The 13015-nt window shown below is 59.7% G+C and carries 9 protein-coding genes; 3 read left to right on the plus strand and 6 right to left on the minus strand.

Annotation, left to right across the window (positions count from 1 at the left end):
• Positions 1–149: 149 nt before the first annotated feature.
• The 5 genes from ntrC to glnA all read right to left on the minus strand — a co-directional run bounded on the left by ntrC (position 150) and on the right by glnA (position 5766).
• A complete protein-coding gene (ntrC, locus tag BXA01_RS17740; RefSeq protein WP_076565163.1) occupies positions 150–1586 on the minus strand; it encodes a nitrogen regulation protein NR(I) in 1437 nt (478 codons plus the stop codon).
• Positions 1583–2668, minus strand: coding sequence for a nitrogen regulation protein NR(II) (glnL, locus tag BXA01_RS17745; protein WP_024011230.1), 1086 nt, complete (start codon positions 2666–2668; stop codon positions 1583–1585). Before glnL ends, ntrC begins: the two co-directional genes overlap by 4 nt.
• Positions 2669–2897: 229 nt before the next feature.
• Positions 2898–3521 carry a DUF4124 domain-containing protein gene (locus BXA01_RS17750; RefSeq protein ID WP_076565165.1) on the minus strand — a complete coding sequence of 208 codons (624 nt, stop codon included), beginning with the start codon at positions 3519–3521 and terminating at the stop codon, positions 2898–2900.
• On the minus strand, positions 3518–4030 hold the full coding sequence (locus tag BXA01_RS17755; RefSeq protein WP_076565167.1) for a DUF4124 domain-containing protein: 513 nt from the start codon (positions 4028–4030) through the stop codon (positions 3518–3520). The genes BXA01_RS17750 and BXA01_RS17755 overlap by 4 nt, the downstream gene beginning before the upstream one ends.
• Before the next feature lie 329 nt (positions 4031–4359).
• Positions 4360–5766, minus strand: coding sequence for a type I glutamate--ammonia ligase (gene glnA / locus BXA01_RS17760; protein WP_016772104.1), 1407 nt, complete (start codon positions 5764–5766; stop codon positions 4360–4362).
• 327 nt (positions 5767–6093) lie between these two features.
• On the opposite strand from glnA, the gene thiI reads away from it, so the two are divergent.
• Positions 6094–7548, plus strand: coding sequence for a tRNA uracil 4-sulfurtransferase ThiI (thiI, locus tag BXA01_RS17770; protein ID WP_076565171.1), 1455 nt, complete (start codon positions 6094–6096; stop codon positions 7546–7548).
• A gap of 139 nt (positions 7549–7687) precedes the next feature.
• Positions 7688–9508, plus strand: a complete 1821-nt coding sequence (gene typA / locus BXA01_RS17775) for a translational GTPase TypA (RefSeq protein ID WP_016772102.1) — start codon at positions 7688–7690, stop codon at positions 9506–9508.
• A 215-nt stretch (positions 9509–9723) separates the two neighbouring features.
• On the opposite strand, the gene BXA01_RS17780 is transcribed toward typA, so the two are convergent.
• The gene (locus BXA01_RS17780) at positions 9724–10161 is read right to left on the minus strand and encodes a YkgJ family cysteine cluster protein (RefSeq protein ID WP_016772101.1); all 438 of its coding nucleotides are present in this window, start codon (positions 10159–10161) and stop codon (positions 9724–9726) included.
• A gap of 259 nt (positions 10162–10420) precedes the next feature.
• On the opposite strand from BXA01_RS17780, the gene BXA01_RS17785 reads away from it, so the two are divergent.
• Entirely contained in the window at positions 10421–12871 is a 2451-nt protein-coding gene (locus BXA01_RS17785; protein WP_041477535.1) for a glycogen/starch/alpha-glucan phosphorylase, read from the plus strand.
• Positions 12872–13015 lie beyond the last annotated feature (144 nt).

Genomic DNA, 13015 nt, shown 5'->3' on the forward strand with positions numbered 1-13015 from the left:
TCCCGGGTCATCGTGCATTGATGCGGTGCATGCTGGCGCAAAAAGCTTCGTCGGAGCGCCGCCCGGAGCAGGCTCGCTCCCACAGAGGAGCGTATTTCAATTGTGGGAGCGAGCCTGCTCGCGAATGGGTTCAGCGCAGAACCGGAGACTTAACCCTCTTCCCCCTCATCATCATCCCCACCATCAACCTTCATCCCCAGTTCCTTGATCTTGCGCGTCAGGGTGTTCCGCCCCCAACCCAACAGCACCGCCGCATCACGCCGACGTCCTGCGGTGTGCTTCAGTGCCGTCTCGATCATGATCCGCTCGAACGCCGGCACTGCGCTGTCGAGCAGGCTCGACTGGCCGCGAGCCAGGGCTTGATCGGCCCATTGGCGCAGGGCCTGTTCCCAGTTGGTCACTGGCGCCGAATCCTGCGGCAGGTTGAGCAGTTCCGGTGGCAAGTCGCTGATGTGCACTTCGCGACCGGAGGCCATGACGGTGATCCAGCGGCAGGTGTTCTCCAGCTGGCGCACGTTGCCCGGCCAAGGCAGGTTTTTCAGGTATTCCTCGGTCTCGCTTTTCAGCAGCTTCGGCTCGACCGCCAGTTCCTGAGCGGCGCGGCTGAGGAAGTGCTGGGCCAGGGTCGGGATGTCTTCGCGACGATCCGACAGGCGCGGGATGTGGATGCGGATCACGTTGAGGCGGTGGAACAAGTCCTCGCGGAACTTGCCGGCGTGGACGAGGGTTTCCAGGTTCTGGTGTGTCGCAGCGATGATGCGCACATCGACCTTGACCGGTACATGGCCGCCGACGCGATAGAACTCGCCATCGGCCAGCACGCGCAGCAGGCGAGTCTGGGTGTCCGCCGGCATGTCGCCGATTTCGTCGAGAAACAGCGTGCCGCCGTCGGCTTGTTCAAAGCGCCCGCGACGCAAATTCGCCGCGCCGGTGAACGCGCCTTTCTCGTGACCGAACAGCTCCGACTCCATCAGATCCTTGGGAATCGCCGCCATGTTCAGCGCAATGAACGGCGAGGCCGCGCGTGGGCTGTGGCGGTGCAGGGCGTGGGCCACCAATTCTTTACCGGTACCGGATTCGCCGTTGATCAGCACGGTGATGTTGGAGTGGCTCAGGCGCCCGATGGCGCGAAACACTTCCTGCATCGCCGGCGCTTCGCCGATGATTTCCGGGGTGCGCGTCAGCGCCGGCACAACCTCCAGGCCTTGCTGTTCCTGCGCATGCTGATTGGCGCGTTTGACCAGCGAAACCGCTTCATCGACGTCGAACGGCTTGGGCAGGTACTCGAAAGCACCGCCCTGATAGGAGGCGACAGCGCTGTCCAGATCGGAGTGAGCGGTCATGATGATGACCGGCAGCCGTGGGTGCTGTTCGCGAATTCGCGCCAGCAGATCCAGGCCACTGGCGCCCGGCATGCGGATATCGGAAATGATCACGTCCGGCTGCTGCCGGGCCAGACGACTCATCACGCCGTCGGCGCTGTCAAAGCTCTGGGTGGTCATGCCTTCCTGCTGCAAGGCCTTTTCCAGGACCCAACGGATAGAACGGTCGTCATCGACGATCCACACGGTTTCACTACGGCTCATGTCGATGTGGCTCCTTGTTCCAGTGGCAGGAAGATCGAGAAGGTGGTGTGGCCTGGATGGCTCTCACACTCGATCAGGCCCTGGTGCTGACTGATGATGTTCTGGGTAATGGCCAGGCCCAGCCCGGTACCGTCCGGGCGGCCGCTGACCATGGGAAAGAAAATGGTTTCCTGCAGTTCCGCCGGAATGCCGGGACCGTTGTCGATGATCTCGATCTTGGTCACCAGACGATGGCGGATGTGGCCGATGGTGAACTGGCGCATGGCGCGGGTGCGCAGGCTGATGCGGCCCAGGCGCAGCTCGTTCTGGCTGCTGATGGCCTGCATCGCGTTGCGCACGATGTTCAGCACCGCCTGAATCATTTGCTCGCGGTCGATCAGGACGTCGGGAATGCTCGGGTCGTAATCGCGCACTAGGGTGATGCAGCCCTGGCTTTCGGCTTCGACCAGATGGCAGACGCGTTCGAGCACTTCGTGGACGTTGCACATGGCCAGCGATGGCAGTTTGTTCGAGCCGAGCATGCGATCGACCAGATTGCGCAGGCGGTCGGCCTCTTCGATGATCACATTGGTGTAATCGCGCAGGCTCTCTTCCGGAAGCTCGCGGGCGAGCAATTGCGCCGCACCACGGATGCCGCCGAGGGGGTTCTTGATCTCGTGAGCGAGGCCGCGCACCAGCATCTTGCTGGTTTCCTGCTTGGACAGCTGCGCCTCTTCCTTGGTGATCCGCAGCAGACGATCACGCGGGTGCACTTCAAGCAAAAGCAAAGTCTCGCCGTTACTGAGAATCGGCGTCACCGCGTAATCCACGGTCAGCGTCTGGCCGGTGAGGGCGGTGAGCATCGCTTCACGCTTGGTGAAAGGGTGCGCCTGCTCCACGGCCTGACGCAGGGAATTGAGCGCCTCGGGGGATTCGGTGAACAGCTCGCTGATGAACTGGCCGTGGCTGCGCTGACCGCTGACGGCCAATAGCATCTCCGCCGCCGGGTTCATGTACTCCAGGCGCAATTCGGCGTCGAGCAGGATGGTCGCCGTGGTCAGGTTGTCGAGCAGCAAACGGTGAATAGCGTCGCTTATGGTCATCTGGACCCCTTTTGGAGCAAGGCGTGCGCGAGAACAAAGCGCTGATGTCGGGAAAATGCAAAAACCAAACCAAGGCTCCGAAAAGAAGCGTTTAAGCCCTGAAACAGGCGTTTGACGCGCGTTTGTATGGCACGAAGCCAGCTCAAACGGGAAGTTTCGAACCAAAATGGGTTGGGTTGTGGGCGAGATGCAGTTTAGTGCACCAATAGAGTGCGCGCGGCTGTGGGGGTTAAAAGAAGCGCAGGAATGGATTTTTCGGCTCTGCAGGTTTGTCCTTGAGCGGACATTCCGGGCGCACGCCATAGTCGTCGGTGACACAGGGTTTGACCTGACGTTTCTGCGCCAGGGAAATGCGCAGCATGTGGAACGGCTGATTGGCGGTGCGTTCCACGGTACGACCGGCGGCGTCGAGGATTTCGATCGAAAGGCTGTGGCTGCCGCGATCGATGTTGCTCAGCGCAAACACCGGGCTGGCGCCGGGCTCGCCAGTGGCCTTGCCATCCAGCAGCAAGCGATAACGATGGCCGCTTTGCAGGCCGGGCTCGCTGGTGACGCTGACGATCAACTCGCCGGCGCTGCTGCGCAGAGTGGCATCAGGCTCCGGGATCAGAATGCGCAGCATGTCGTAGTGAAAGGGCGCTGGTTCGGCGGATTTTTTCGCTGTGGTGATCGGCGCTGCGGTGTTGGCAGGGACACCCATGCGATTGCTTGTCGCGATCGGCACTCGCTTGGCGTTGGCGCGCGGCTGATCGGTATAGACGCGGTTGCCCTGTGCGTCGATGTAGGTAAAGACCTCCGCCGAGGCGGACGTCGACATCAGCGCCAGAATGAGTACCAGCCCCGCGCGGATCATGGCGTATGCACCCGTTGCACGGTGAAGACCGCGGGCGGGCTCTGCTGAATGACGGTCTGGCCGTCGATCACCTGCACGGCCAGGCGATGCTCGCCGCGATCGATGTTGACCAGTTGCAGAACCGGCACGTTGCTCGGCTGGCCATAGGGCTGGTCGTCGAGCAGCAGCCTTAATTGATGCGGCGGTTGCAGGCGCGGCTTGATCAGGACGTTGACCGTGAAGGTGCCGTTGTTGGCGCGCAGCGCCTCGTCAGTGGGCAGACCGGCGAGCTCGAGGATTTCATAGGCGTTGCGCGGTGGTTGCGGTTGTTCTGCGGTGGGTGCTTGCGGCGCACTCGGTGCTTGCGGCTCGACCCGATTGAGCGGCGGCAACTCGACCGGTTGCGCCTGCACGCCGTCCGGCGGCTGATTGCTGTAAGCAGTGTTGCCGTTGGCGTCGGTGTACTTGTAGATCTGCGCAGCGGCGGGCAGGGCGATCAGCAGCAGAATGTAGAGAAACGAGCGACCCATGAAATCGACCGGGGTTGGAAGCGATGGGTAGCAGCATAGGACAGGTGGGGCGGTTGGCCAAAACCGTTAATAACTGGAATTGAAAAGACTGGTAGCCAAAACACTGATCGTTCCCATGCTCTGCGTGGGAATGCCTCCTGGGACGCTCCGCGTCCAGTGACGCGGAGCGTCACGGGCTGCATTCCCACGCGGAGCGTGGGAATGATCAATGACCCACCGCTTTCGCGAGCAGGCTCGCTCCCACATGGAAAATGCGTTGCGCCGGGCAATAAAAAAGGCCTCCCGAAGGAGGCCTCTTGTGTCACGCCACTTTACGCAGCGCTACCGGATCAGCAGCTGTAGTACAGCTCATATTCCAGTGGGTGTACGAAGGTGCGAACCTTGATTTCTTCTTCCGATTTCAGCGCGATGTAAGCGTCGATGAAGTCGTCGGAGAACACGCCGCCCTTGGTCAGGAATGCGCGGCCCTTGTCCAGCTCTTCCAGGGCTTCTTTCAGGCTGCCGCAAACCTGTGGAATCTCTTTCGCCTCTTCAGGCGGCAGGTCGTACAGGTTCTTGTCGGCGGCATCGCCTGGGTGGATCTTGTTCTGGATACCGTCCAGACCTGCCATCAGCAGTGCTGCGAAGGCCAGGTACGGGTTGGCAGCCGGATCCGGGAAGCGTGCTTCGATACGGCGGGCTTTCGGGCTCGACACGTAAGGAATACGGATCGAAGCGGAACGGTTGCGCGCCGAGTAGGCCAGCATTACCGGAGCTTCGAAGCCTGGCACCAGACGCTTGTAGGAGTTGGTCGCCGGGTTGGTGAAGCCGTTCAGGGCCTTACCGTGCTTGATGATGCCGCCGATGAAGTACAGAGCGGTATCGGACAGGCCGGCATAGCCTTCACCTGCGAAGGTGTTCTTGCCGTCTTTCCAGATCGACATGTGTACGTGCATGCCCGAACCGTTGTCGCCGTACAGTGGCTTCGGCATGAAGGTCGCGGTGCGGCCGTAAGCGTCAGCAACGTTGTGCACAACGTATTTGAGGGTCTGAACTTCGTCAGCTTTCTTCACCAGGGTGTTGAACTTGACGCCGATTTCGTTCTGGCCGGCAGTCGCCACTTCGTGGTGGTGAACTTCAACCGACTGACCCATTTCTTCCAGTGCGTTGCACATGGCGGTACGGATTTCGTGGTCGTGGTCGAACGGTGGAACCGGGAAGTAGCCGCCTTTCACGCCTGGACGGTGACCCTTGTTGCCGCCTTCGATGTCCTGGTCGGACATCCACGAACCTTGCTCGGAGTAGATCTTGAACATCGAGCCGGAGATGTCCGACTTGAATTTCACCGAGTCAAAGATGAAGAACTCAGGCTCTGGACCGGCGAATACGGTGTCACCGATACCGGTGGCTTTCAAATGCTCTTCGGCGCGCTTGGCGATCGCACGTGGGTCGCGATCGTAGCCCTGCATGCTCGAAGGCTCGATGATGTCGCACACCAGAATCAGGGTTGGGTCTTCGGTGAACGGATCGAGTACGGCAGTTTCGTCGACCGGCATCAGGATCATGTCGGAGGCTTCGATGCCTTTCCAGCCGGAGATGGAGGAACCGTCGAACATCTTGCCGACTTCGAAGAAGTCGTCATCCAGCGCATCGCGAGCCGGCATGGTCACGTGGTGCTGAGTGCCTTTGGTGTCCGTGAAGCGCAGATCAATCCACTTGACGTCATGATCTTTGATGAGTTGAACCGACTTCGACATAGTGTCCTCCGGGTGAATTAGGGCGGGTAGTGGATGCCCTTAATAATGGTGATGCCGGCGCGAATACTCTGCCAAGGCAACCTGCCTCACAAGGGAGCAAATTGCATGCCAGTGCCCCAGCATGGGTTTTTTGCCCCAAATTCACGCTTATTAAGGCGTGCGAGGTTCTGAATCGACAAATCCCGCCCCGTAATGTTGCGTTTAATTCCATAAATGACCTGTTTTGGTGCGCGCAAAACCTTCTGCACATTAACTGGTTAAACCTTGAGCAATTTCCGCTATAATCCGCGCCCCCCTTTTTCGGCTGGCCGTTCGCGCGCTGTTTTCATGAAACTTATCGTAAAAGTCTTCCCCGAGATCACCATCAAAAGCCGACCTGTCCGGACGAAATTCATCCGCCAGTTGGCCAAGAACATCCGCACCGTGCTCCGTGACCTGGACCCGGCCGTGGTGGTGAACGGCGTGTGGGACAATCTCGAGCTGGAAACCCGCGTTACCGACCCCAAAGCCTTGAAAGAGATGGGCGAGCGCCTGACCTGCATGCCGGGTATCGCGCACTTTCTGCAGATCGACGAGTACCCGCTGGGCGACTTCGACGACATCACCGAAAAGTGCAAACAGCACTACGGCGATGCACTGGCCGGGAAGATTTTCTCGGTGCGCTGCAAGCGCGCAGGCAAGCATGCGTTCAGCTCGATGGACGTGGAAAAATACGTCGGCAGCAAGCTGCGTCGCGAGTGCGGTGCGGCCGGAATCGACCTTAAAGCACCGCAAATCGAAGTCCGTATCGAAGTTCGCGACAAACGGTTGTTCGTGATTCACAGCCAGCACAACGGCATTGGCGGCTATCCGCTCGGCGCGTTGGAGCAGACGCTGGTATTGATGTCCGGCGGCTTTGATTCGACCGTGGCGGCTTACCAGATCATGCGTCGCGGCCTGATGGCGCACTTCTGCTTCTTCAATCTCGGCGGGCGTGCCCACGAATTGGGCGTGATGGAAGTCGCGCACTTCATCTGGAAGAAGTACGGCAGCTCGCAACGCGTGCTATTTGTCAGTGTGCCGTTCGAGGAAGTGCTGGGCGAAATTCTCGGCAAAGTCGATAACAGTCATATGGGCGTGGTTTTGAAGCGTATGATGTTGCGCGCCTCGTCCGAGATCGCCGAACGCCTGCACATCGATGCACTGGTGACCGGTGAAGCGATCTCCCAGGTGTCGAGCCAGACGCTGCCGAACCTGTCGGTGATCGACTGCGTGACCGACAAACTGGTGCTGCGACCGCTGATCGTCGCGCACAAGCAGGACATCATCGACACTGCCAACGAGATCGGCACCGCCGATTTCGCCCGGCACATGCCGGAATATTGCGGCGTGATTTCGGTCAACCCCAAGACCGCCGCCAAGCGTGGCCGGGTTGAGCACGAAGAGAAAGAATTCGACATGGCGGTACTCGAGCGCGCGCTCGCTAACGCCAAACTGGTGCCGATCGATCGGGTAATCGACGAGTTGGGCCAGGATTTGCAGATTGAAGAAGTCAGCGAAGCGCTGGCCGGTCAGATCGTGATCGACATCCGCCACCCGGATGCCGCCGAGGATGGCCCGCTGGAGCTCGCCGGCATAGAGGTACAGACGATGCCGTTCTATGCAGTGAACGCACGTTTCAAGGAACTGGACCCTACTCGCCAGTACCTGCTGTATTGCGACAAAGGCGTGATGAGTCGCCTGCATGCCCACCATTTGCTCAGTGAGGGGCATGCCAATGTGCGCGTTTATCGACCGAGCTAAGTGCCCGGGGCTGTTTGCCTGTGGCCTGCGTCACCGGCCCCCCGACACCGCCGTCAAGCTGTAACGGCCATGCCGGACACTACTGCTAATCGCTGCCATGACTTGTCAGCAAACCGAATCCTCTGATCGAGATACACAAGTGATCGAAAATCTACGCAACATCGCCATCATTGCCCACGTTGACCACGGTAAAACCACCCTGGTAGACAAACTCCTGCGTCAATCCGGCACCCTGGAGCGCAACGAGCTCAACGACGAGCGCGTGATGGACTCCAACGACCAGGAAAAAGAGCGCGGCATTACCATTCTGGCGAAGAACACCGCCATCAACTGGAACGGCTACCACATCAACATCGTGGACACCCCGGGCCACGCCGACTTCGGCGGCGAAGTTGAACGCGTAATGTCGATGGTCGACTCCGTTCTGCTGCTGGTTGACGCTCAAGACGGCCCTATGCCGCAAACCCGTTTCGTGACCAAGAAGGCTTTCGAAGCCGGCCTGCGTCCAATCGTGGTCATCAACAAGGTTGACCGTCCAGGCGCGCGTCCGGACTGGGTTCTGGACCAGATCTTCGACCTGTTCGACAACCTCGGTGCGACCGAAGAACAACTGGACTTCCAGGTTGTTTACGCTTCGGCCCTGAACGGTATTGCCGGTCTGGACCACACCGCCATGGCGGAAGACATGACTCCGCTGTACCAGGCAGTAGTCGACCACGTTCCGCCTCCGGCCGTTGACCGTGACGGTCCGTTCCAGATGCAGATCTCCGCTCTGGACTACAACAGCTTCCTGGGTGTTATCGGTGTTGGCCGTATCGCTCGCGGTCGCGTCAAGCCGAACACCCCGGTTGTCGCTATCAGCGCCGACGGCAAGCGTCGCAACGGTCGTATCCTGAAGCTGATGGGTCACCACGGTCTGCACCGCATCGACGTTGACGAAGCAGCAGCCGGCGACATCGTCTGCATCAGCGGCTTCGACGAGCTGTTCATCTCCGACACTCTGTGCGACATCAACACCGTCGAGGCGATGAAGCCGCTGACCGTTGACGAGCCAACCGTTTCCATGACCTTCCAGGTAAACGACTCGCCATTCTGCGGTAAAGAAGGCAAGTTCGTGACCTCCCGTAACATCAAGGATCGTCTGGACAAAGAGCTGCTGTACAACGTTGCACTGCGCGTTGAAGAAGGCGACTCGGCTGACAAGTTCAAGGTGTCCGGCCGTGGTGAGCTGCACCTCTCGGTACTGATCGAAACCATGCGTCGCGAAGGCTTCGAGCTGGCCCTGGGCCGTCCTGAAGTGATCATCCGTGAAGTTGACGGCGTGAAGCAGGAACCGTTCGAAAACGTCACCATCGACATCCCTGAAGAATCCCAGGGCAAGGTCATGGAAGAGATGGGTCTGCGTAAGGGCGACCTGAGCAACATGGTGCCGGATGGCAAGGGCCGTGTTCGTCTGGAATACAACATCCCTGCTCGCGGTCTGATCGGTTTCCGTAACCAGTTCCTGACCCTGACCAACGGTGCTGGCATCCTGACCTCGATCTTCGACCGTTACGCTCCAGTGAAGTCGGGCCACATGTCCGGCCGTCAGAACGGCGTTCTGGTTTCGGTTGAAACCGGCAAGGCTCTGACCTACTCGCTGGAAACCCTGCAGGCTCGTGGCAAGCTGTTCGTAGAACACGGCCAGGAGATCTACAACGGTCAGATCGTTGGTCAGAACAGCCGCGACAACGACCTGGGTGTGAACCCAACCAAAGGCAAGAAGCTCGACAACATGCGTGCTTCGGGTAAAGACGAAACCATCGCTCTGGTCCCACCTGTTCGCTTCACCCTGGAACAGGCTCTGGAATACATCCAGGAAGACGAGCTGTGCGAAGTCACGCCTAAGTCGATCCGTCTTCGCAAGAAGATCCTCGACGAAAGCGAGCGTACCCGCGCTGCCAAGAAAGCCAAGGCGTAATCCAGCCCTGGAATAGAAAACGCCCCCGGTCGCGAGACCGGGGGCGTTTTTGTTTGTCTGGCGTTTATGCAGTGTTTGCACTGGCCCTTTCGCGAGCAGGCTCGCTCCCACAGGGGATTTCGGGTGCACACAAAATCCGTGTTCACTGATCTCTATTGTGGGAGCGAGCCTGCTCGCGAAAGTGGCCGATCAGCCGCCGTAAACTTCAGCAGCGATCAAAATTTGTCGATGGCCCTGAAATTCTGCACCCGCTCGACTTCTTTCGGCTTATAAGCGCAATACCCCGGCCGCGGGCCGATCTTCGGGTGGTTGCGGCAGGTGTCCGGGCGCTTGTCATAAATGGTGCACAGGCGGGTTTTACGATCCAGGTAATAGCAGTCGTTGTTGCTCATGCGCTGCAGGGTGAAGATCCCCGACTTCTGATTGAAGCGCTCGACCAGACCTTCCTTTTGCAGGCGCTTGGCGATGTTCTTCGGCGGATCGCCCAGTTCGAACTCGTCGACCACGCCGATGCGCACCAGATCCTTGATCTTCACTTCGACCGGCAGCGTGCAGCAGCTGGACATGCACGAGCCGCACATCGGTGCCGAATATTTGGCCCACGTATCGAGACGATCAATCTCGGCGGCGGCGATCAGGTTGGGCTTCATCATCGGGAGTTACCAGGCGTGTATGCATCAGGGCGCGCGATCATACCGGGAGCGGTGGAATTTTGAACAACCTTTCGCCGGATATTTTCGCAGCGGCCGCATTTTGCCCGACAGGACGGCACGGCCCCTGCATTCATTGGCTCATCCGCCAAGGTTATGTCGCACTGGCGCACAGTCCGGGCAAATACTGCCGAACCAGAGCCGTTAGCGCCGGTCAGACCGTCTAGGCTCAGAAAATTCCCGCTCGCTCGAGGTCCTGTTGATGACTCAAGAACCACTAGTTCGCGAAGCAGAGGTGGCCGCGTTCCGCGACGCCGTCCTGACCAAACTCACCTACGCCGTGGGCAAAGACCCCGATCACGCCTTTGACCATGACTGGTTCGAAGCCATCGCCCTGGCTGCGCGTGATCACATGGTCGAACACTGGATGGACCACACCCGACAGATCTATCGCAAAGGCCAGAAGCGGGTTTATTACCTCTCGCTGGAATTTCTCATCGGCCGTTTGCTCTACGACAGCCTGAGCAACCTCGGCCTGCTCGACGTCGCCCGTGAAGCGTTGACCGAACTGGGCGTCGATCTGGAGCGCATTCGTCTGCTGGAGCCCGACGCGGCGCTCGGCAACGGCGGCCTTGGTCGGCTCGCGGCGTGCTTCATGGAAAGCATGTCGACCCTCGGCATCGCCGGCCATGGCTATGGCATTCGTTATGAGCACGGCTTGTTCCGTCAGGCGATCGTCGATGGCTGGCAACAGGAACAGACCGAACACTGGCTGGATTTCGGCAACCCTTGGGAATTCGAACGGCCGGAAGTGGCGTACCCGATCGGCTTCGGCGGCAGCGTCGAAACCGTTACCGATGCCTCCGGCAAGACTCGTCAGGTCTGGTCGCCAGCGGAAACCGTGCGCGCAATTGCTTATGACACGCCGGTGGTCGGCTGGCGCGGGGCCAGCGTCAACACCCTGCGTCTGTGGCGTGCCCGCGCCATGGAAGATCTGCACCTGGAGCGCTTCAACGCCGGTGACCACCTGGGCGCCGTGGCGGAAGTGGCCCGCGCCGAGAGTATCTCCCGCGTCCTTTATCCGGCCGACAGCACCGAAGCCGGGCAAGAACTGCGCCTGCGTCAGGAATACTTCTTTGTCGCCGCTTCGCTGCAGGATCTGCTGCGCCGTCACCGCAACATGCACACCTCGGTGCTGACCCTCGGTGACCACGCGGCGATCCAGCTCAACGACACTCACCCCTCGATTGCAGTGGCCGAGCTGATGCGCCAACTGGTCGACGTCTACGACGTCGCGTGGGACGCAGCATGGCAAGTCACTGTCGACACGCTGTCGTACACCAACCACACGCTGCTGCCGGAAGCGCTGGAAACCTGGCCGGTCGGGCTGATGGAACGCATGCTGCCACGGCACATGCAGATCATTTACCTGATCAACGCACAGCACATCGATTCGTTGCGAGCCAAGGGCATTCATGACTTCGACGTGTTGCGCGCGGTGTCGCTGATCGAAGAAGACAACGGCCGCCGGGTGCGCATGGGCAACCTCGCGTTCCTCGGTTCCCACAGCGTCAACGGCGTGTCCGGTCTGCATACGCAACTCATGCGCAAAACCGTATTCGCCGAACTGCACAAGCTCTATCCGGAGCGGATCAACAACAAAACCAACGGCATCACCTTCCGCCGCTGGCTGTATCAGGCCAACCCGGAACTGACCTCGATGCTGATCGACGCTCTCGGCCCGGATGTGCTCGACCATCCCGAAGAGCGCCTGCTCGAACTTGAACCGTTCGCCGAGAAAACCGCGTTCCGCAAAGCCTTCGCCGAGCAGCGGTTGCACAGCAAGAAGGCGCTGGCCTATCTGATTCACGAGCGCCTCGGGATCGCGGTCAACCCGGCAGCGATGTTCGACGTGCAGGTCAAACGTATTCACGAATACAAGCGTCAGTTGCTCAACCTGATGCACACCGTGGCGTTGTATCAGGCGATTCGTGCCGAGCCGGAAGTCGACTGGGTGCCGCGCGTGAAGATCTTCGCCGGTAAAGCGGCGGCGAGTTACCACCAGGCCAAGCTAATCATCAAACTCACCAACGACATCGCTCGGGTGGTGAACAACGACCCGACCGTGCGCGGCCTGCTGAAAGTGGTGTTCCTGCCCAACTACAACGTCAGCCTGGCCGAAAGCATCATTCCGGCGGCGGATTTGTCCGAGCAGATTTCCACCGCAGGTTTCGAGGCGTCAGGCACCAGTAACATGAAGTTCGGCCTCAACGGCGCGCTGACCATCGGCACCCTTGACGGTGCCAACGTGGAAATGTGCGAGCGCATCGGTGCCGAGCACATGTTCATCTTCGGTCTCAGCGCGCAACAGGTTGAGGCGCGTAAACAGAACCACGAGTTCAGCGCCGTACCCGACATCGCCGCCTCCCATCGTTTGAACGATGTGCTGCAAGCGATTCGCAGCGGTGTGTTCTCGCCGGACGATACCTCGCGTTATACCGGGCTGATCGACTCGTTGATCGACTATGACCGCTTCCTGGTCTGCGCCGACTTCGACTCCTATTGGGAAGCGCAGAAGCGCGTCGACGCGCACTGGCATGACTCGCAGAACTGGTGGCGTTCGGCGGTGCTCAATACCTCGCGGATGGGCTGGTTCTCTTCCGACCGGACGATTCGCGAGTACGCCACGGATATCTGGAAAGCGCTGGAGTAACTTTCCCCGACAAATCTGCGCAAGGCCCCACGTTTGTTGGGCCGGATCGATATACTGAGCGCCGGTTAAAAGGCATCAATCACCGCCGTACCCTGTGGGAGCGAGCCTGCTCGCGAAGCGATCGTCGACTTAAACAGAAATGTT

The organism is Pseudomonas sp. B10 (genome assembly GCF_900156235.1).
Classification (GTDB): Bacteria; Pseudomonadota; Gammaproteobacteria; order Pseudomonadales; family Pseudomonadaceae; genus Aquipseudomonas; species Aquipseudomonas siliginis.

What these genes read in the sequence shown, in the direction of transcription:
- BXA01_RS17780 (WP_016772101.1), bottom strand. Translation starts at nt 10,161, where the DNA reads ATGATGAAGCCCAACCTGATCGCCGCCGCCGAGATTGATCGTCTCGAT.
- glnA (WP_016772104.1), bottom strand. Translation starts at nt 5,766, where the DNA reads ATGTCGAAGTCGGTTCAACTCATCAAAGATCATGACGTCAAGTGGATT.
- thiI (WP_076565171.1), top strand. Translation starts at nt 6,094, where the DNA reads ATGAAACTTATCGTAAAAGTCTTCCCCGAGATCACCATCAAAAGCCGA.
- ntrC (WP_076565163.1), bottom strand. Translation starts at nt 1,586, where the DNA reads ATGAGCCGTAGTGAAACCGTGTGGATCGTCGATGACGACCGTTCTATC.
- BXA01_RS17750 (WP_076565165.1), bottom strand. Translation starts at nt 3,521, where the DNA reads ATGATCCGCGCGGGGCTGGTACTCATTCTGGCGCTGATGTCGACGTCC.
- BXA01_RS17785 (WP_041477535.1), top strand. Translation starts at nt 10,421, where the DNA reads ATGACTCAAGAACCACTAGTTCGCGAAGCAGAGGTGGCCGCGTTCCGC.
- BXA01_RS17755 (WP_076565167.1), bottom strand. Translation starts at nt 4,030, where the DNA reads ATGGGTCGCTCGTTTCTCTACATTCTGCTGCTGATCGCCCTGCCCGCC.
- glnL (WP_024011230.1), bottom strand. Translation starts at nt 2,668, where the DNA reads ATGACCATAAGCGACGCTATTCACCGTTTGCTGCTCGACAACCTGACC.